Source organism: Blastococcus sp. SYSU D00813 (assembly GCF_054050735.1).
In genome coordinates, this window is sequence record NZ_JBJGZX010000003.1 from 156,310 (window position 1) to 174,786 (window position 18,477).

Consider the following 18,477-nt stretch of genomic DNA (forward strand, 5'->3'; position numbering starts at 1 on the left):
CCCGCACGACGGCGTCCCTACACTCGACGGGTGGCCACTCTCCCGCCCGGTGTGCCCCCGGGCCCCGGCGCGAACGCGCACTCGCACCCGCACAACCCGGTGGTCCCCCGCCACCCGCGGCTGGACCCCCTCGCCGACCGGTACGCAGCACGCACCCACGGCATGAAGACCTCGGAGATCCGCGCGCTGTTCTCCGTCGTCAGCCGCCCGGAGGTCGTGTCGCTGGCCGGCGGCATGCCGGCGGTGACCGCACTGCCCCTGGACGCCGTCGGCTCGATGATCGGCGACCTGGTCAGCGGCATGGGCGCGCAGACCCTCCAGTACGGCTCCGGCCAGGGCGACCCGCGGCTGCGCGAGCGCATCTGCGACGTGATGGCCCTGGAGGGGATCACCGACGCCTCGCCGAGCGAGGTCGTGGTGACGGTCGGCTCCCAGCAGGGGCTGGACCTGGTCACCCGCGTGTTCTGCGACCCGGGCGACGTCGTCCTCGCCGAGGGCCCGTCCTACGTGGGCGCGCTGGGGGTCTTCCAGGCCGCCGAGGCGCGGGTGCGCCACGTCCCGATGGACGACGACGGCCTCGTCCCCGAGGCGCTGGAGCAGGCGCTGCTCGAGTGCCGGGCCAACGGCGACCGGGTGAAGTTCCTCTACACGGTGCCGAACTACCACAACCCCGCCGGCGTGACGCTGTCCGAGCCCCGCCGCGAGGCGATCATGGACATCGCCGACCGCTACGACCTGCTGGTCGTCGAGGACAACCCCTACGGCCTGCTCGGCTTCGACCGGGAGCCGATGCGGGCGCTGCGGGCGCGCAACGCCTCGCGGGTCGTCTACCTCGGCTCGTTCTCCAAGACCTTCTCGCCGGGCCTGCGGGTCGGCTGGGTGCTGGCGCCGCTCGCCGTCCGCGAGAAGCTGGTACTGGCCACCGAGGCCCAGGTGCTCTGCCCGCCGTCGCTGACCCAGTACGCCGTCGCCCGGTACCTGGACACCCAGCCGTGGCGCGAGCAGATCAAGCTGTTCAGCGAGCTGTACCGCGAGCGCCGGGACGCCTGCCTGGAGTCCCTCACGGCGATGATGCCCGCCGGGACCACCTGGACCGAGCCCGAGGGCGGCTTCTACGTGTGGCTCAAGCTGCCGCACGGCCTGGACAGCAAGCTGATGCAGCCGCGGGCGGTCAACGCGCACGTCGCGTACGTCCCCGGCATCGGCTTCTACGCCGACGGCAGCGGCCGCGAGTACATGCGGCTGTCCTACTGCTACCCCGAGCCCGACCAGATCCGCGAGGGCGTGCGCCGGCTGGCCCGGGTCATCGAGGCGGAACTGGACCTGCACTCCACCTTCGACTCCGTCGACACCGGTACCTTCCGCGCCGTGACGCGACCGGTGCCCGGCCACGAGGCGGAGAACATCGTGGGTCCCGCCAACGGCAACCGCTTCGAGGACGGCCGAGCATGACCGAGTCCGCCGCAATGCCCACTGCCGACCCGGCGCACGGCACCGACCCGGTGCCCACCGCCGACCCGGTGCCCACCGCCGACCCGCTGCGGGTCGTCGTCCTCGCCGGCGGCCTGACCTTCGAGCGGGAGGTCAGCCTCTCCTCGGGCACGCAGGTCGCCGAGGAGCTGACCCGCGCCGGGGTCGACGCCGAGCTGCGCGACGCCGACGCCGAGCTGCTGCCGGGCCTGGCCGCCTCGCCGGCCGACGCGGTCTTCATCGCCCTGCACGGCGCCACGGGGGAGGACGGCTCGCTGCGGGCGGTCCTGGACCTGGCCGGCGTCCCCTACGTCGGCTCCCCGGCCGCTGCCTGCCGGCTGGCGTGGGACAAGCCGGCGGCCAAGTCCGTCGTGCGCAGCGCCGGCGGGACGACGCCGGACTGGGTCGCCCTGCCGCACAGCACCTTCCGGGAGCTGGGCGCCGGGGCCGTGCTCGACCTGATCGTCGCCCGTCTGGGCCTGCCGCTGGTGGTCAAGCCGGCCTCGGGCGGCTCGTCGCTCGGCGTGCAGAAGGTCAGCCGCGTCGAGGACCTGCCCGCCGCGATGGTCAGCTGCTTCGCCTACGGCGACACCGTGCTGGTCGAGCGGTTCGTGGAGGGCACCGAGCTGGCGATCTCCGTGGTCGACCTCGGCGACGGGCCGCAGGCCCTGCCCGCGGTCGAGCTGGCGCCGGCCTCCGGCGTCTTCGACTACACCGCGCGCTACACCCCCGGCCTCACCGAGTACCACACCCCGGCCCGCATCCCGGACGACGTCGCCGCCCGTGCCGCCGACCTGGCCGTCACCGTGCACCGGGAGCTCGGCCTGGCCGACCTGTCCCGCACCGACGCGATCGTCGACGCCGACGGAGAGGTCCACTTCCTCGAGGTGAACGTCTCCCCGGGGCTCACCGAGACGTCGATGTTCCCGATGGCCGTCGAGGCCGCGGGGCACGACCTCGGGGAGCTGCTGGCCGCGCTGCTCACCCGCCGGGCGCAGAGCGCCCGCTGAGCAAGGACCCCCTGCCCCGCCGGCTCGCGGCGGGGCCCTGCGGGGCCGAGACAGCCCCCGGATTCCGCTGTGACGGAATCCGGGGGCTGTCTCGCTGAGTGGGTCAGGAGTCGGTGCGGCGGCCCGTGATGTCCGGGGCCATGTGACCGATGATGCGCTGGAGGTCGTCGACCGAGCCGAACTCGACGACGATGCGCCCCTTGGCCCGCCCGATCTGGATCTTCACCTTGGTCTCGAAGGCGTCCGACAGCCGGCTGGCGAGGTCCTCGACGCCGGGCGCCACGATCCGGCGGGCGCGCCGGGTCGCGGTCGGCTGCTCGGCGGCGGCCAGCGCGACCGCCTCCTCGGTGGCCCGCACCGACATGCCCTCGGCCACGATGCGGGCGGCCAGCGCCTCCTGCGCCTCGGGGTCGGCCAGCCCGAGCAGCGCCCGGGCGTGCCCGGCCGAGATGACCCCGGCGGCCACCCGCGTCTGCACCTTCACCGGCAGCTTGAGCAGCCGGATCGTGTTGGTGACCTGGGAGCGGCTGCGGCCGATGCGCTGGGCCAGCTCCTCGTGGGTGGCGCCGAACTCCTCGAGCAGCTGCTGGTAGGCCGCCGCCTCCTCCAGCGGGTTCAGCTGGACGCGGTGGATGTTCTCCAGGAGGGCGTCGCGCAGCAGGGCGTCGTCGTCGGTGTCCCGGACGATGGCCGGCACCGTCTCCAGCCCGGCCGCGCGGGCGGCGCGCAGCCGGCGCTCGCCCATGATGAGCTCGTAGCCACCCCGCCCGTCGTCGAGGGTGCGCTCGCGCACGACGATGGGCTGGAGCAGGCCGAACTCGCGCACCGAGTGGGTGAGCTCCTCGAGCGCCTCGTCGTCGAAGACCTGCCGAGGCTGCTTGGGGTTGGGGACGACGTCCCCGACGGCCACCTCGCGCAGCTGCGCCCCGGGGACGCCGACGGTCTCCTCGACCTGCCGGGCAACGGTCTCGGCCACGCTGTCGGCGGCCTGCGCGGCCTTGGGCAGCAGCTGGACCGGCGGCGCCTCGGCCGGCGTGGTCCCGGCGGACGGCTCGTCCGTGGCGGGCAGCGTGGGCTGCTCCACCGGCGGGGCGCTCGTCGGGATGAGCGCCGCGAGGCCCCGGCCCAGACCGCCACGCTTGTTCATCGGGACTCCTCGGAGGACGGGGCCGGCGCGCTGCCGACGTCGACGGTGGCCGCATCGGTGTCGGGGAACGCCCGCGGCGGCAGCGGCGGGGGATAGACCCCCCGGGCCCCGGTAGGCCGGTTGTCTGCCTGCGGGGTCATGGCGACACCGCGCTCGGCCAGCTCGCGCGCGGCGTCGACGTAGCTGGTCGAGCCCCGCGAGCCGGGGTCGTAGGTGAGCACCGACTGCCCATAGCCCGGTGCCTCGCTGACACGCACGTTGCGGGGGATGACGGTGGTGAGGACGAGGTCACCGAAGTGGTTGCGGACCTCGTCGGCGACCTGGTCGGCGAGCTTGGTCCGGGCGTCGTACATCGTGAGCAGGATCGTCCGGACCGAGATGCCCGGGTTGAGGTGGGCCCGCACGAGCTCGATGTTGTTGAGCAGCTGCCCCAGGCCCTCCAGCGCGTAGTACTCGCACTGGATGGGGATGAGCACCTCGTCGCCGGCGACGAGCGCGTTCAGCGTCAGCAGCCCGAGCGAGGGCGGGCAGTCCACCAGCACGTAGTCCGGCCGCTCGTCCTCCGGCAGGGACTGCAGGTACCCCTCGATGGCGCGGCGCAGGCGGTACTCGCGGGCGACGACCGAGACGAGCTCGATCTCCGCGCCGGCCAGGTCGATGGTCGCCGGGACGCAGCGCAGCTTGGGGCTGGCCGAGGTCGGGTGGACCACCTCGGCCAGCTCCCGGTCGCCGACGAGCGCGTCGTAGATGGACGGCGTCCCGACGCTGTGCTCGACGCCCAGGGCGGTGCTCGCGTTCCCCTGCGGGTCGAGGTCGATGACGAGGACCCGCAGCCCGTACAGGGCGAGGGCGACGCCGAGGTTGACCGTGGAGGTGGTCTTGCCGACGCCGCCCTTCTGGTTGGCGATGGTGATGACCCGGATCCGCCCGGGCCGGGGGAAGGGGTCCTGGTTGGCCGCGTGCAGCACGCGGGTGGCGCGCAGCGCCTCCATGGCGATCGGGCTGTCGAACTCCTCGCCCGACGCGGAGAACTGGGCCATGGCCGCCTGATCGGCGGCGAGACTGCTCCGCAGCCGCTGGCCCGGGTCGCTCATCACGGGTCCTTCCTGCGTCCGTTCCACGTGGAACACGCGCGTCCTCACGCTCCGCGTTCCACGTGGAACGGTCGGTCTGGAGCGGACGGTCTCACCGACGTCCGCGCGTCATCACCACCACGGTAGTGGCAGCGTCACCCCACTCCGCGCCGACGGCCCGGGGGTGGACGTCGCGCATCCCCGCGGCCTCGAGTTCGGGCAGCATCCGGGGCAGCTCCTCCAGTGCGCGGGCGCCGACGAGGGCGACCAGCGTGGCTCCCGGGCGCAGCAGTCCGCGGCACCAGGCCACCAGCCGAGGGAGCGGGGCGACGGCGCGGGCGGTCACCACGTCCACCGGGCCGACGGCGGCGACCACCGAGCGCTCCTCGGCCCGGCCGCGGACCACCCGCCACGGCGTCCCCAGCTCGGCCACGGCCTCGGTGAGGAACTCCACCCGCCGGGCCATCGGCTCCACCAGGGTGAGCGTCAGGTCGGGCCGGGCGAGGGCCAGCGGGATCCCGGGGAGGCCGGCGCCGCTGCCGACGTCCACCACCCGGGCGCCCCGGGGGACCGCCTCGGCGACGGCCGCGCTGTTGAGGACGTGCCGCTCCCAGAGCCGCGGCACCTCCCGGGGCCCGATGAGGCCCCGGGTGACCCCGTCGCCGGCCAGCCGGGCCACGTAGGCCTCCGCCGCGGGCAGGGCCGCCCCGAAGACCTCGGCGGCCAACGGCGGGGTGGGCGGGGGAGACGCTGCCGACGCCGGCGGGGGTGGGACGTCCGTGGCCGGTGGGGCGGCCGGGACCCGCTGGGCGGCCGCCGCACCCTCTCCGCTGGTCACTTGTCAGGCAGGACCACGACCCGCCGGTTGGGCTCCTCGCCCTCCGACTCGCTGTGCACCCCGGCCACCCCGGCGACGACGTCGTGGACGACCTTGCGCTCGAAGGGGTTCATCGGCGCCATGCGCTCGGGCTGCCGGCTCTGGGCCACCCGGGCGGCGGTGTCGGCGGCCAGGCTGGTCAGGTCGGCCCGCCGCTTCGCCCGGTAACCGCCGACGTCGAGCATCAGGCGGCTCCGGACGCCGGTGGACTGGGCGACGGCCAGCCGGGTCAGCTCCTGCAGGGCCTCCAGGACGGCACCGTCGTTCCCGATCAGGTCGTCGAGCTGACCGCCGACGATGGCCACCGATGCGCGGTCGCCCTCCACGTCGAGGTCGATGTCGCCGTCGACGTCGAGGATGTCGAGCAGCCGCTCCAGGTAGTCGCCCGCGACGTCGCCCTCGCGGACCAGCAGGTCGTCGGCGGCGTCGGCCGGCTCGACCAGGGCGTCGGCGTCGGCGGGGCCGGGGTCGGGCAGCTCGGTCTCGGCGGCGGGGTCCGTCGTCGAGGGGTTGGGGGCGCTCATGGGGTTCCTCCCTGTGGGTGCAGGCGGCCGGGGCGTCCCCGGTGGTCTGTGCGCGGCGCCGGGTGCGAGCCGTGGCTCGGCGACCCGTCGCTCAGCGACGCTTGCGCTTGCCGCGGTTCGCCGGGGCGGTGCGGTTCCCACCGCCGCCTGGCCGGCTGCCCGCGCCGTCACCACCGGAGCGCCCGGCGGCGCTGCTCCCGGACGGCGCGGCACCGTCGCCCGCGTCGGCGCCGGGCGCGCTCGTCGCGGCCGGGTCGGTCACCGCCGCGGCCGGCGGGGCGGCGGGACGGCCGCCCTTCCCGCGGACCGGCTTGGCGCCGGGCTTGGGCGCCAGTGCCTTCGGGTCGACGGCCGGCTTCTCGGCGGCCTTCTTCGCCAGCGCCTCGGGCGAGTTGGGCGGGGGCATCTTGCGCAGGATGTAGAACTGCTGGCCCAGCGTCCACAGGTTGTTGGTGAACCAGTACAGCAGCACGCCGATCGGGAAGAAGAAGCCCGTGACGAAGAGGCTGATGGGCATCCCGTAGAGCATCAGCTTCTGGATCGTCGCGGCCTGGCCCTCGACCGGGCCGGACCGGCGCATGATCTGCCGCTGCGTGTAGTACGTCGTCGCGCACATGATCACCATGAGCGTGAGCGCGACCGTGCGGATGCTGCCCCAGCTCACGCCGTCGAGCGCCAGGAGCGCCTCGGCCTTCTCCCCGACCATGTTGAACGACGAGGAGATCGGCGCACCGAAGAGCTCGGCCTTGGCGGCCTGGTCGGTGAGGGTGTCGTCCCAGCTGTACAGGCCGTCGGCGCCCGGCCGCAGCCGGCGCAGCACGTGGAACAGCGAGAGGAAGATCGGGATCTGCGGGAGGATCGGCAGACAGCCGGCGAGCGGGTTGACCCCGCGCTCCTTCTGGAGCTTCATCATCGCCTCGCTGAAGCCCTGCCGGTCCGACCCGTACTGCTTGCGCAGCTTCTGGATCTCCGGCTGGATCTCCTGCATCGCCCGCTGGCTCTTGACCTGCTTGATGAACAGGCGGAAGAGCAGGATGCGGATCGTGACGACGAGCATCACGATCGACAGCGCCCAGGTGATGCCGCCGGCCGGGTCGAGGAAGGTGGAGAACAGTGCGTGCCACTGCTTCATCACCCACGCGATGGCGGTGTACAGCCAGTCAAGCAACGCGAGCCTCCTGCTGCGCTGACCGGCCGTCGGCCGGCGGGGACGTCGGGTCGCGGCGCGACCGGTCGGGATCGGCGGTACGCGCCGGGGCGGGCACCGCACTGCCCGACGAGTGGTCGGGCGCGGCGGTTCCGCCGGCGCGCCGCGGCGGCACGGGGTCGTAGCCGCCCGGGTGCCAGGGGGCGCACTTGAGCAGGCGCCGCAGGGCCAGCCACGACCCTCGGCCGGCGCCGTGCACCGTGACCGCCTCGGCCGCGTAGGCGCTGCAGGTGGGCGCGAAGCGGCAGCGCGGCGGGAAGGCCGGGCTGACGGCCCGCGAGTAGAAGCCGAGGGCGGCGAGCAGTGCCCGGGCGACCGGACCCCGGCGCGGGGCGCTCATCGGGGGCGGACCCGCTGGTCCAGCACACGGCCGAGCCCCGCGACGAGGTCGCCGCGCAGCCGCTCGGAGCTCGCGTCGGCCGCCTCCGGCCGGGCGCGGACCACCAGGTCGGCGGTGTCGGGCAGCCGGTGCAGCTCCTCGCGGACCACCGCGCGCAGCCGCCGCGTCACCCGGTGCCGGACCACGGAGTTGCCGACGGCCCTGCCCACGACGAACCCCGCCCGGGGGCCGGCCGTCTCCGGCGCGAGCCCCGGGCGCTCGGGGAGGAGGTGGAGCACCATGGTCGGCCGCCCGGCACGCCGGCCCGACCGGACGACCGCGGTGAACTCCGGACGCCGGCGCAGGCGGGCCTGCGCGGGCAACACCTCAGGCGGAGAGCTTCTCGCGACCCTTGCGCCGACGGCCGGCGATGATCGCCCGGCCCGCGCGGGTGCGCATACGCAGCCGGAAGCCGTGGGTCTTGGACCGACGGCGGTTGTTCGGCTGGAACGTGCGCTTGCTCACGGAGTACTCCCACTACACGACAGAGGCGGTGCCCACCCGCCGGTGGGCGGGGAGGCGCGGGGCGACACTGGGACGGCGGGAGCCGCACCCGGGTGCCCCCCGGAAGCTGGTCGACCACGACGGCCCCCGGTGCACGACGGCACGCGGGCGCGCCGATGTGCCGCGGACCTGTCACGGACTCCGACCAGCATAACCGAGGACGGCGACCGGCCGGGCGGCCGGTGGGACCCCGACTCGCCAGGGTCCCCCAGGAGTGCACGCACAGCGCGACGACGCGCCGTGCGACGGTGTGCGACACGCCCGGCGACGCGCCGACGGAGGGCCCTGCCGTCGTTGCCCGCCTGTGGACGGGGCTGTTAGCGTCGCCGCTGCTCCGGCCCGGTCCCCCGGTCCGGCTGCACGGGGCCGAACCATCGGTCCGCCGACCGCCGCACCCCGACCATCCGAGTCTCTTCTCCGTCCTGACCTGCGAGAACACTCGTCGCCGGCTCCGCACCCGCGGGACCGCCGACCCTCCGCTCCCGGTCGTGCACAGCCTGTGGACACCGGTGTGGAACGGTTGTGTCCGGATGTCCACAACTCGGATCCCCGGGGGAGGACCGGCCGCCGCTGAGGACGCGGCGCGCGACCGGAGCCGCGGCGCACCGGGTCGCGGGGGCGGCAGCCGGACGACACAGCTGGAGGAGGACGCGGCCATGGCCGACGCCACGGTGGACCTGGCCACCGTCTGGGACCAGATCCGCGGGCGGCTGGCCGCCAGCCTGTCCCCCCAGCAGAACGCGATGCTCAACCTGACGCGACCGCTGGGCCTGTTCGAGGACACCATGGTGCTCGCGGCGCCGAACGGGTTCACCCAGGCGGTGCTCGAGTCGCGGATGCGCCGGGTGCTCGCCGAGGCGCTGTCCGAGCAGCTCGGCCGCGACATCCGCGTCGCCGTCCAGCTGGAGGACGCACCCGCCGACACCGACCGCGAGGCGGAGCCGGAGGAGCTGCCGACCCGCCGCCCGTGGTCGTCGGCCGAGGCGTCCCGGCTCGAGGAGGACCAGCAGACCCGCGACCGCGCCGACGACGGCCGCAGCGCCTTCGGGGTGCGGACCGACGCGCCGCCGGCCTGGGAGCGCGACGGCGCGCCCGCCGCCTGGGCGGACGAGCCCACGACCCCCGTCTGGGAGCGCGAGGTCGCGCCGCCGCCGGTCGAGCTCGCGCCGGGACGTCCGCCGGCCCGCCGCCGGCGGGCGGCCGAGCGGGACTGGGGCGGCGGGGACGAGGCCGCCGTCCTCCCCTTCGAGTTCGACGAGCCCGCCGCGGGCGCTCCCGACGAGCGGGCCGACGACGGCGCCGAGGAGCCGGCGGGCCGCGGTCGCCGGCCGGCGCGAGGGGGCGGCGAGGCGGTCGCGCTGTTCGGCGGGGACCGGCGGGCCACCGGCTCGGACCCGGGGCTCAACCCCAAGTACGTCTTCGACAGTTTCGTCATCGGCAACAGCAACCGGTTCGCCCACGCCGCGGCCGTCGCGGTCGCCGAGGCGCCGGCCCGTGCCTACAACCCGCTGTTCATCTACGGCGACTCCGGGCTGGGCAAGACCCACCTGCTGCACGCGATCGGGCACTACGCGGCGCGGATGTTCCCCAACGTGCGGGTGCGCTACGTCAGCACCGAGGAGTTCACCAACGAGTTCATCAACCTGGTCCACTCGGGCCGGGCCGAGGAGTTCCGCCGGCGCTTCCGCGACATCGACTTCCTGCTGATCGACGACATCCAGTTCCTCGAGCGGGCCGAGCGGACGCAGGAGGAGTTCTTCCACACGTTCAACACGCTGCACAACGCCAGCAAGCAGATCGTCATCACCTCCGACCGGGCACCGAAGAAGCTGACGACGCTCGAGGACCGGCTGCGGACGCGGTTCGAGTGGGGGCTCATCACCGACGTCCAGGCGCCGGACCTGGAGACCCGCATCGCGATCCTCCGGAAGAAGGCCTACGGCGAGCGGCTGCAGGTGCCCGACCCGGTGCTGGAGTTCATCGCCAGCAAGGTGCAGACCAACATCCGCGAACTCGAGGGCGCGCTCATCCGGGTCACCGCGTTCGCGAGCCTGAACAAGCAGCAGGTGGACCTGCCGCTGGCCGAGCTCGTGCTCAAGGACCTGATCAGCGACGAGCAGGGCCCGCAGATCACCGCGGCGATCATCATGGCCGCGACCGCGGAGTACTTCTCCGTGACGATGGAGGAGCTGCAGGGCTCCAACCGCAGCCGCACGCTGGTCAACGCCCGGCAGATCGCCATGTACCTGTGCCGCGAGCTCACCGAGCTGTCGCTGCCGCGGATCGGCGCCTCCTTCGGCGGCAAGGACCACACCACGGTCATGCACGCCGTCAAGAAGATCACCAACCTGATGAGCGAGCGCCGGGCGACGTACACGCAGGTCACCGAGCTGACCGCCCGCATCAAGAGCCGCGCGCGGTCCTGAGCGATGTGACTGCGGTCCTCCGGACCGCGGCGCTCCGGACCGCGGTCCCCGGACCGCACCGCGGCCCGTGCCGTCCCCGGCCGCCGCTGAGTGCCGTTGCCCACGGCTCCGTCGCGGGAGCTGCCACCACTTCTGGCCCCGCTTCTTCCACAGGGTCGTGGACAGGGCTGTGTGGTCATCGACCGCCTCCTGTGCGGTCATCGGCGGGCGCGGGGCGGTGACCTCGGTCGACACGTCGATCAGTTGTCCCCAGGGATGTGCACAGGTTGGGGAATCCGGGCGGGGGACGGTGTGCGCTCACCCGTCCGGGCGATCCCGCCCGGTCCTGGGACCCTCGCGCGGTCCCGGCTGTCCACCGGGGTGGAAAAGCCTGTTGACCAGCGGCTTCGTCACCAGCACGACACCTCGCCGACGGCTGCGGTCCACGTCGCGCCGGCCGGCCCGGGGACGACCTGGGGACGGGCCGTGGGCAGGAGGGGGGACAGGTCGTGGACGACGAGGGGGAGACGTTGACGACCGCTGCGTTGTCCACGTGTCGACACGGGTGGTGCGGTCGCCGCGCACAGCGCACCCACATGTCGACTCGGGCGCTGACCTGGGCAGACGGCCTCGATCCCCAGGTTCCACACCAGTGATGACGAGGATGAGGGAGTTCTCTCGAGGAGTTCTCGAACCACACTCTGGGTGGGGACGGCCCGCTGGCAGGGCCTCGCGGGCCGTCCCGCAGCAGGGGAGCAGAGGCCACTGACAGTCCCCGCGGATCCCCGATCGCGCGACAGCGGTTTCCCCCCGACCCGGTGCGCACGGCACGATGGGGGACCGCACCGCGGTCCGGCCTCCCTGCCGGGCACCGCGGTGGCACCGCAGTGGACGACGAGCAGGGGTGGGTCAGGTCATGGAGTTCCGGGTGGCGCGAGAGGTTCTCTCCGATGCCGTCGCGTGGACGGCGCGCAGCCTGCCGCCCCGGCCGTCGGTGCCGGTGCTCGCCGGGATCCTGCTCGAGGTCGACGGCAGTCAGCTGTCGGTCTCCGGCTTCGACTACGAGGTGTCGGCCCGCGCGGAGGTCGACGTCCAGGCGAGCGAGAGCGGGCGCACGCTCGTCCCCGGCCGGCTGCTGGCCGAGATCACGCGGGCGCTGCCGCCCCACCCGGTCGACGTCCGCGCCGAGGGCCCGCGGCTGGCCATCACCTGTGGCAACGCCCGGTTCAGCCTGCCGACCCTGCCCGTCGAGGACTACCCCTCGCTGCCGGCCATGCCCTCGGCGGCCGGCGTGGTGGAGAGCGACGTCTTCGCCGAGGCCGTCGGCCAGGTCGCCGTGGCCGCGGGCCGGGACGACACGCTGCCGATGCTCACCGGCGTCCGGCTCGAGATCGACGACGACCGGGTGACCCTGGCCGCCACCGACCGCTACCGCCTCGCCGTGCGCGAGTTCGCCTGGCGCCCGGAGACGCCCGGCCTGTCGGCCGCCGTCCTGGTGCCGGCCCGCACGCTCGCCGACGCGGCGAAGACGCTCACCAGCGGCCCGGAGATCACCGTCTCCCTGTCCTCCAGCGGCGCCGGCGAGGGCATCCTCGGCCTCTCGGGCAAGGACCGGCAGACGACGACCCGGCTGCTCGACGCCGAGTTCGTGAAGTACCGGGCGATCATGCCGACCGAGTCCCACTCCCACGCCACGCTGCCGGTGGGGCTGTTCACCGATGCCGCCAAGCGCGTCGCGCTGGTCGCCGAGCGGGGGACGCCGCTGCGCTGCGAGTTCACCCCGGGCCAGGTCACCCTGCGCGCCGGCGGCACCGACGACGAGGGCCAGGCCGAGGAGCGCTGCGACGTCGAGTTCGAGGGCGAGCCGCTGACCATCGGCTTCAACCCGTCGTTCCTGCTCGACGGTCTCGCGGCGGTGCACACGCCCCGCGCACGGATGGACTTCACCAGCCCGCTGAAGCCGGCGGTGCTCTCGGGGGTGGCCGAGCCGTCCGCCGACGAGGAGGAGGGCGCCGGCCGCCCGGCCGAGAAGGGCGCCGACTACCGGTACCTGATCATGCCGGTGCGCCTGCCAGGCTGACCCCGCCGCGCGCCCGTCCGCCGGGCCGGGCAGCCTGACAGGTGTCCCGGGCGACCGGCCGGGGCACGGCGGGCGAGGACACCTGCGCAGCGTCGCGCGGGCTCGGCGGGACGCCGGTCCACGTACGACAGGGAGGACAGCAACGGTGCAGCTGGGCTTGGTGGGACTGGGCAAGATGGGCGGCAACATGGCGGAGCGCATCCGCCGTGCCGGGCACGAGGTGGTCGGCTACGACCACAGCTCGGACAAGCGGGACGTGACCAGCCTCGAGGAGCTGGTCGGGGCGTTGCAGGCGCCGCGTGTCGTGTGGGTCATGGTGCCGGCGGGCGAGCCGACGCGGTCGACGGTGAAGCAGCTGTCGGAGCTGCTGGACGCCGGCGACGTGATCGTCGACGGCGGCAACTCCAAGTACACCGACGACCAGGTGCACGACGTGATGTGCCGCGAGAAGGGCATCGGCTACATCGACGCCGGCGTCTCCGGCGGTGTGTGGGGCCTGGAGAACGGCTACGCGCTCATGGTCGGCGGGACGAAGGAGGACGTCGCCAAGGTCCAGCCGGTCTTCGACGCGCTCAAGCCGCCGTCCCCCGCGGACGAGTCCGGGCAGCCGCTGCCGGGCGACGCGGGTTTCGTGCACGCGGGCCCGGTGGGCGCCGGGCACTTCAGCAAGATGGTCCACAACGGCATCGAGTACGCCCTCATGCAGGCCTATGGCGAGGGCTACGAGCTGCTCGAGGCGGTGGACCTGATCGAGGACGTCCCCGGCGTCATCAAGTCCTGGACCCAGGGCACCGTGATCCGCTCGTGGCTGCTCGACCTGCTGGTCCGCGCGCTCGAGGAGGACCCGCGCCTGGACCGGATCCGCGGCTACGCCGAGGACTCCGGCGAGGGCCGGTGGACGGTCGAGCAGGCGATCGAGAACGCCGTCCCCATGCCGACGATCGCCGCGTCGCTGTTCGCGCGCTTCTCCTCCCGCCAGGAGGACTCGCCGACGATGAAGGCCGTCGCCGCGCTGCGGAACCAGTTCGGCGGGCACGCGGTGCAGGCGGTGCAGGCGCAGGAGGTCGAGCGGCCCGCATGAGGAAGGACCCTCTTGCCCCCCGCGCCTGGCACGCTCGGCCCGGGGCCCTGCAAGGGGGCCGGGGCTGACGTGTACGTCCGCCACCTCCAGCTCGGGTCGTTCCGCAACTGGGAGCGGGTGGACCTCGCGCTGCGGCCGGGACCCACGGTGTTCGTCGGCCGCAACGGCGAGGGCAAGACCAACCTCGTCGAGGCGGTCGGCTACCTGGCGACCATGAGCAGCCACCGCGTGAGTTCGGACGCGCCCCTGGTCCGGCACGGCGCGGACCAGGCCGTCGTGCGGGCGGCGCTGCGCCGGGAGGACCGGGAGCTTCTCGTCGAGATCGAGGTCAACCCGGGCAGGGCCAACCGCGTCCGGGTCAACCGCGCGCCGCTGCCGCGGCCACGGGAGCTGCTGGGCCTGGTCAAGACCGTCCTGTTCGCCCCCGAGGACCTGGTGCTGGTGCGCGGCGACCCCTCGGACCGGCGGCGCTTCCTCGACGACCTGCTGGTCAGCCGGACCCCGCGGCTGGCCGGCGTCCGCAGCGACTACGAGCGGGTGCTGAAGCAGCGCAACGCCCTGCTCAAGACCGCCCGGCTGGCCCGCGGCGGGGCCCTGGCGACGCTCGACGTCTGGGACGGTCACCTCGTGGACCTCGGCAGCCAGCTGCTCGCGGCCCGGCTGCGGCTGGTCGCCGACCTCGTGCCGCACGTGGCCGCCGCGCACGCCCAGGTCGCCGGGCCCGACGCCCCGGTCGCCGGGCTCGGCTACAGCAGCACCGTCCCGCTGGCCGGCGACGGCACGCCCCTGACCGGGGGGACGCCGCTCCCCGACGTCGCGGAGCTGGCCTCCGCCCTGCGCGAGCGGGTGGCCGAACGCCGGCAGGACGAGGTGGACCGCGGCATGACGCTGGTCGGCCCGCACCGCGACGACCTGGTCATCGCGCTGGGACCGGTGCCGGCCAAGGGCTTCGCCAGCCACGGGGAGTCCTGGTCGCTGGCGCTCGCGCTCAAGCTGGCCTGCCTGGCGCTCTTCCGGGCCGACGGCGAGGAGCCGATCCTTGTGCTGGACGACGTCTTCGCCACCCTGGACACCGACCGGCGCGCCGCGCTGGCCGAGGTCGCGCGGTCGGCCGAGCAGACGCTGATCACCGCGGCGGTGCTCGACGACGTCCCGGCCGAGCTGCGCGGCACGCGCGTGCAGGTGGCCGGCGGGGCGGCGTTCGTCGTCGAGGAGGAGGGGGTCCCATGACCGAGCAGCGGCCGGGCCGGCCGGGCGACACCGGAGGCGGAGGCCGACCCAGCGACGTGGCGCGGGCCGCGCTGGAGGCGGCGCGCGCCGCGGCTGCCGCCCGCCCGCAGCCCACCCGGCGGCGGATCGCCGGCCCGCGGCGGCGCTGGACCCCGGCCGGCCCGAGCGCCGACGACCCCCAGCCGCTGGGCCGGCTGGTCGACTCGCTGGTCAGCGACCAGGACTGGACGGCGCACACCCGGGTGGGGACGGTGTTCGGCCGGTGGGACGCGCTCGTCGGGCCCGACATCGCCGCGCACTGCCGTCCGCAGTCGCTCAGCGAGGGCGAGCTGCTGGTCGTCGCCGAGTCGACCGCCTGGGCCACCCAGCTGCGCCTGCTGGCCCCGACGATCCTCGGGAAGCTGCGCGCGGGGGTCGGCGGGGACGTCGTCACCCGGTTGCGCGTTGTCGGACCGACGGCCCCCAGCTGGAAGAAGGGCCCGCGGTCGGTTCGCGGGCGGGGCCCGCGGGACACGTACGGATAGGAGCCGCACCACGGAGCGGCTCCGGGAGGACGGCGAGATGACGGGCGAGACCACCGGCCGGACGACAGGGGCCCGGCGATGAGCGGCCCCCGGGACCGGGACGCGGACGGCTTCGACGACCGCGACGGCAGCGGCTGGCGCGAGCCGGCGCACCTGGGCGGGGACGTCCCCCCGGGCGACACCCCGCCGACCCCACCGACCCCGGCCGACCGGCCGCGGGAGCCGGAGCGCCCGGCCGGGGACGCCGGCTGGCAGCCGCCGGGGTGGGACCTGCCGGCGGCCGAACCGGCGCGCCCGCAGCCGGGTGGCGCGGAGCCGCCCCGCGACGGCGGCTACGAGCCGCCCCGCGACGGCGGCTACGAGCCACCCCGCGACAGCGGCTACGAGCCCTGGCAGCAGGAGCAGGCCGTGCCGCAGGCGCCCCCGCAGGAACCGCCCGCCCGCGGTGGGCTGTTCGGCCCCCGCCGGCCGCGGCAGCCGACGGAGTTCGAGCGGGTCTTCGCCTACCAGGGCGACACCGTCGGCGCGCAGGGCTGGGCGCTGCAGCACGGCTGGGAGGTCTCCGACGGCACCGGGCCGGCCGACGCCGGGCTGGCGGTGCTGCTGGCGACCGCGCCGACGCGGCTCACCCGCGACCACCGGCCCGCCGGCGTGATGCGCGGCCGCTACGGCGCGCTCGAGCTGGTGGCCTTCGACGTCGTCTACGCCGACAAGCGCCGGGTCGTGCCGGAGTACGCGATCACCGCCGCGCCGGTGCTGGCGACGGTGCCCGGCTTCCGGCTGTCCCCGGCCCGGTTCTGGAAGCACCGCACGGGCGGGCTGCTGCCCGTCCCCAGCGGTGACCCGGAGTTCGACGACCGCTGGGTGCTCCTGGCCGCCGAGGACGGCCCGGCGGTGCGCCGCCTCGTCGAGGACCCGACGGTGCGCGGGCTGCTGCTGGGCAGCGACGACGGCGACGAGTTCTGGTCCGCGCCGGCGGGTGGTGGTGGCCTGTCGGGCGGGTACGTCGGCGCGATCCGGCCCGACGGGCACCGGCCCGAGCTGATCGAGCACCACGCCCGGCTGCTGGCCGCCGTCGTCGGCGCGCTCGCCGCCGCGGGCTGAGGCGCCGGCCCTGACCGGGGAGGCGGCTCCCTCCGGGGATGCGGCCCCGCCCCCGCCGTCCGGGGCGGGGCTGCGGCAGCTGCTGCCCCTGCTCCGGCCGCACCGCCGGGCGCTGGCCCTGGCCGCGGCGCTCTCCCTGGTGGGCGCCGCGGCCTCCCTCGCGCAGCCGGCCCTGGTGAACCGGGTCATCTCCGCGGTCGGCGGCGGCGAGGCGCTGCTGCCCGTGGTCAGCGGTCTGGTCCTGGTGCTGGTGGCGGCGTCGGTGCTCGGCGCCCTGCAGTCCTACGTGCTGCAGCGCGCGGCCGAGGGCGTCGTCCTCACGACGCGGCGCACGGTGGCCGACCGGCTGCTGCGGCTGCCGGTGGCCGAGTACGACCGGCGCCGCACCGGCGACCTCATGTCGCGGGTCGGCGCGGACACCACCCTGCTGCGCGCCACGGTGACCTCCGGCGTCGTCGAGGTGGCCGGCTCCGCGGTCGTCGCGGTCGGGGCGCTGGTGGCCATGGCGCTGGTGGACGTCTGGCTGCTGCTGGTCACCGTCGCCTCCGTCGCCGTCGGTGTCGCCGTCGTCCTCACGACCAGCCGCCGGGTCCGCCGGCTGTCGCGGCAGGCGCAGGAGGAGGTCGGCGCTATGAGCGCCGCCGTCGAGCGGGCGCTGTCGGCCGTGCGCACCATCCGTGCCAGCGGCGCCACCGCCCGCGAGGTCGCCGTGGTGGACGCCAGCGCGACCCGCGCCTACCGGGCCGGGGTGGCCGTCGCCCGGCTGGAGGCGCTGGTGCAGCCGGCGGGGTCGATCGCCGTCCAGGGTGCGTTCCTGGCGGTGCTCGGCCTCGGCGGCTACCGCGTCGCCTCCGGCTCGATCGAGGTCGGCGACCTGGTCGCCTTCGTCCTCTACCTGTTCCTGCTCGTCATGCCGCTGGGGCAGGCGATCTCCGCCTACACCCAGCTGCAGACCGGGCTGGGCGCGCTGGCCCGGATCCAGGAGGTGCTGGCCCTCGACCCGGAGGACGACGCCCGTCCCGAGCGGGGCTCCGCCCCGTCCCTGCCCGCCCCCGCCGTCCCCCCGGCGCCGCCGGCCGGCACGCCGCTGCTGGAGCTGGACGAGGTCTCCTTCGCCTACCCCGACGGGACACCGGTGCTGGACCGGGTGTCGCTGGCCGTGCCCGCCGGCTCCCGGGTGGCGCTGGTCGGGCCGTCGGGCGCGGGGAAGTCCACGGTGCTCGCGCTGGTCGAGGGCTTCTACCCGCTCACCGGCGGGGCGATCCGGTGGGCCGGCACCGACGTCCGTGACCTGCCGCGGGCGGCGCTGCGGGCACGGCTGGGCTACGTCGAGCAGGAGGCGCCGGTGCTGGCCGGCACCGTCCGGGACAACCTGCTGCTGGCCGCGCCGGACGCGGACGAGCCGGAGCTGTGGGCGGTGCTCGCCGACGTCGGCCTGACCGGGGTCGTGCAGCGCTCGCCCCGTGGGCTGGACGTGCCGGTCGGGGACGACGGGGTGCTGCTGTCCGGCGGCGAGCGGCAGCGGTTGGCGATCGCCCGCTCGCTGCTGGCCCGGCCGGCGCTGCTGCTGCTCGACGAGCCGACCGCCAGCCTCGACGCGCGCAACGAGGAGCTGCTGCGGCGCACGCTCGCCGCGGCGGCGGCCGACCGGGCCCTGCTGGTCGTCGCCCACCGGCTGTCCACGGTGCTCGACAGCGACCGGATCGTCGTCCTCGACGGCGGCCGGGTGGTCGCGTCCGGCACGCACGGGGAACTGCTGGACGCCAGCCCGCTCTACCGCGAGCTCGCCGCCGCCCAGCTGCTGGTGTAGCGGCCCGTTCCACGTGGAACCGCGGCCGGGCGCTCGAGTCGCGGGGTGATCA

Annotated in this window: 17 protein-coding genes; 9 read left to right on the forward strand and 8 right to left on the reverse strand. The window is 75.1% G+C overall.

The genetic code is table 11. The features are described 5' to 3' along the window. Positions 1-30: 30 nt before the first annotated feature. Positions 31-1,452, forward strand: coding sequence for an aminotransferase-like domain-containing protein (locus ACI8AX_RS03330; protein ID WP_456548375.1), 1,422 nt, complete (start codon positions 31-33; stop codon positions 1,450-1,452). Then, a complete protein-coding gene (locus ACI8AX_RS03335) occupies positions 1,449-2,480 on the forward strand; it encodes a D-alanine--D-alanine ligase family protein (protein ID WP_456548376.1) in 1,032 nt (343 codons plus the stop codon). Before ACI8AX_RS03330 ends, ACI8AX_RS03335 begins: the two co-directional genes overlap by 4 nt. Before the next feature lie 103 nt (positions 2,481-2,583). On the opposite strand, the gene ACI8AX_RS03340 is transcribed toward ACI8AX_RS03335, so the two are convergent. The 8 genes from ACI8AX_RS03340 to rpmH form a co-directional block, all read right to left on the reverse strand. Next, the gene (locus tag ACI8AX_RS03340; protein ID WP_456548377.1) at positions 2,584-3,627 is read right to left on the reverse strand and encodes a ParB/RepB/Spo0J family partition protein; all 1,044 of its coding nucleotides are present in this window, start codon (positions 3,625-3,627) and stop codon (positions 2,584-2,586) included. Continuing rightward, complete coding sequence (locus ACI8AX_RS03345; RefSeq protein ID WP_456548378.1) at positions 3,624-4,721, reverse strand: ParA family protein; 1,098 nt, start codon at positions 4,719-4,721, stop codon at positions 3,624-3,626. The genes ACI8AX_RS03340 and ACI8AX_RS03345 overlap by 4 nt, the downstream gene beginning before the upstream one ends. A 91-nt stretch (positions 4,722-4,812) precedes the next feature. Then, a complete protein-coding gene (gene rsmG / locus ACI8AX_RS03350) occupies positions 4,813-5,538 on the reverse strand; it encodes a 16S rRNA (guanine(527)-N(7))-methyltransferase RsmG (protein ID WP_456548379.1) in 726 nt (241 codons plus the stop codon). Next, entirely contained in the window at positions 5,535-6,101 is a 567-nt protein-coding gene (locus ACI8AX_RS03355; RefSeq protein WP_456548380.1) for a Jag family protein, read from the reverse strand. The genes rsmG and ACI8AX_RS03355 overlap by 4 nt, the downstream gene beginning before the upstream one ends. A 91-nt stretch (positions 6,102-6,192) precedes the next feature. Continuing rightward, the gene (gene yidC / locus ACI8AX_RS03360; RefSeq protein ID WP_456548381.1) at positions 6,193-7,269 is read right to left on the reverse strand and encodes a membrane protein insertase YidC; all 1,077 of its coding nucleotides are present in this window, start codon (positions 7,267-7,269) and stop codon (positions 6,193-6,195) included. Beyond that, positions 7,262-7,648: a membrane protein insertion efficiency factor YidD gene (gene yidD, locus ACI8AX_RS03365; protein ID WP_456548382.1), complete on the reverse strand. Its 387-nt coding sequence runs from the start codon at positions 7,646-7,648 to the stop codon at positions 7,262-7,264. Before yidD ends, yidC begins: the two co-directional genes overlap by 8 nt. Beyond that, positions 7,645-8,013, reverse strand: coding sequence for a ribonuclease P protein component (gene rnpA, locus ACI8AX_RS03370; RefSeq protein WP_456548383.1), 369 nt, complete (start codon positions 8,011-8,013; stop codon positions 7,645-7,647). Before rnpA ends, yidD begins: the two co-directional genes overlap by 4 nt. Before the next feature lies 1 nt (position 8,014). Beyond that, complete coding sequence (rpmH, locus tag ACI8AX_RS03375; protein WP_089305879.1) at positions 8,015-8,152, reverse strand: 50S ribosomal protein L34; 138 nt, start codon at positions 8,150-8,152, stop codon at positions 8,015-8,017. A 695-nt stretch (positions 8,153-8,847) separates the two neighbouring features. Between rpmH and dnaA the strand changes: the two genes are divergently transcribed. The 7 genes from dnaA (at position 8,848) to ACI8AX_RS03410 (ending at position 18,425) form a co-directional block, all read left to right on the forward strand. Continuing rightward, complete coding sequence (gene dnaA / locus ACI8AX_RS03380) at positions 8,848-10,617, forward strand: chromosomal replication initiator protein DnaA (protein WP_456548384.1); 1,770 nt, start codon at positions 8,848-8,850, stop codon at positions 10,615-10,617. Positions 10,618-11,524: 907 nt separating this feature from the next. Further along, positions 11,525-12,676 (forward strand): DNA polymerase III subunit beta, encoded by a 1,152-nt coding sequence (gene dnaN, locus ACI8AX_RS03385; protein ID WP_456548385.1) that lies wholly within the window; start codon positions 11,525-11,527, stop codon positions 12,674-12,676. A 145-nt stretch (positions 12,677-12,821) separates the two neighbouring features. Continuing rightward, complete coding sequence (gene gnd, locus ACI8AX_RS03390; protein ID WP_456548386.1) at positions 12,822-13,757, forward strand: phosphogluconate dehydrogenase (NAD(+)-dependent, decarboxylating); 936 nt, start codon at positions 12,822-12,824, stop codon at positions 13,755-13,757. Between the two features lie 69 nt (positions 13,758-13,826). Further along, positions 13,827-14,987, forward strand: a complete 1,161-nt coding sequence (gene recF, locus ACI8AX_RS03395) for a DNA replication/repair protein RecF (protein WP_456548387.1) — start codon at positions 13,827-13,829, stop codon at positions 14,985-14,987. After that, on the forward strand, positions 14,984-15,511 hold the full coding sequence (locus ACI8AX_RS03400; RefSeq protein ID WP_456548388.1) for a DUF721 domain-containing protein: 528 nt from the start codon (positions 14,984-14,986) through the stop codon (positions 15,509-15,511). Before recF ends, ACI8AX_RS03400 begins: the two co-directional genes overlap by 4 nt. A gap of 78 nt (positions 15,512-15,589) precedes the next feature. Next, entirely contained in the window at positions 15,590-16,615 is a 1,026-nt protein-coding gene (locus tag ACI8AX_RS03405) for a hypothetical protein (protein WP_456548389.1), read from the forward strand. An 88-nt stretch (positions 16,616-16,703) separates the two neighbouring features. After that, complete coding sequence (locus ACI8AX_RS03410; protein ID WP_456548443.1) at positions 16,704-18,425, forward strand: ABC transporter ATP-binding protein; 1,722 nt, start codon at positions 16,704-16,706, stop codon at positions 18,423-18,425. Positions 18,426-18,477 lie beyond the last annotated feature (52 nt).

Excerpts from the sequence above, each read along its gene's own strand:
- ACI8AX_RS03335 (WP_456548376.1), top strand. The coding sequence starts at position 1,449 with ATGACCGAGTCCGCCGCAATGCCCACTGCCGACCCGGCGCACGGCACC.
- ACI8AX_RS03340 (WP_456548377.1), bottom strand. The coding sequence starts at position 3,627 with ATGAACAAGCGTGGCGGTCTGGGCCGGGGCCTCGCGGCGCTCATCCCG.
- ACI8AX_RS03345 (WP_456548378.1), bottom strand. The coding sequence starts at position 4,721 with ATGAGCGACCCGGGCCAGCGGCTGCGGAGCAGTCTCGCCGCCGATCAG.
- ACI8AX_RS03355 (WP_456548380.1), bottom strand. The coding sequence starts at position 6,101 with ATGAGCGCCCCCAACCCCTCGACGACGGACCCCGCCGCCGAGACCGAG.
- yidD (WP_456548382.1), bottom strand. The coding sequence starts at position 7,648 with ATGAGCGCCCCGCGCCGGGGTCCGGTCGCCCGGGCACTGCTCGCCGCC.
- dnaA (WP_456548384.1), top strand. The coding sequence starts at position 8,848 with ATGGCCGACGCCACGGTGGACCTGGCCACCGTCTGGGACCAGATCCGC.
- ACI8AX_RS03400 (WP_456548388.1), top strand. The coding sequence starts at position 14,984 with ATGACCGAGCAGCGGCCGGGCCGGCCGGGCGACACCGGAGGCGGAGGC.
- ACI8AX_RS03405 (WP_456548389.1), top strand. The coding sequence starts at position 15,590 with ATGAGCGGCCCCCGGGACCGGGACGCGGACGGCTTCGACGACCGCGAC.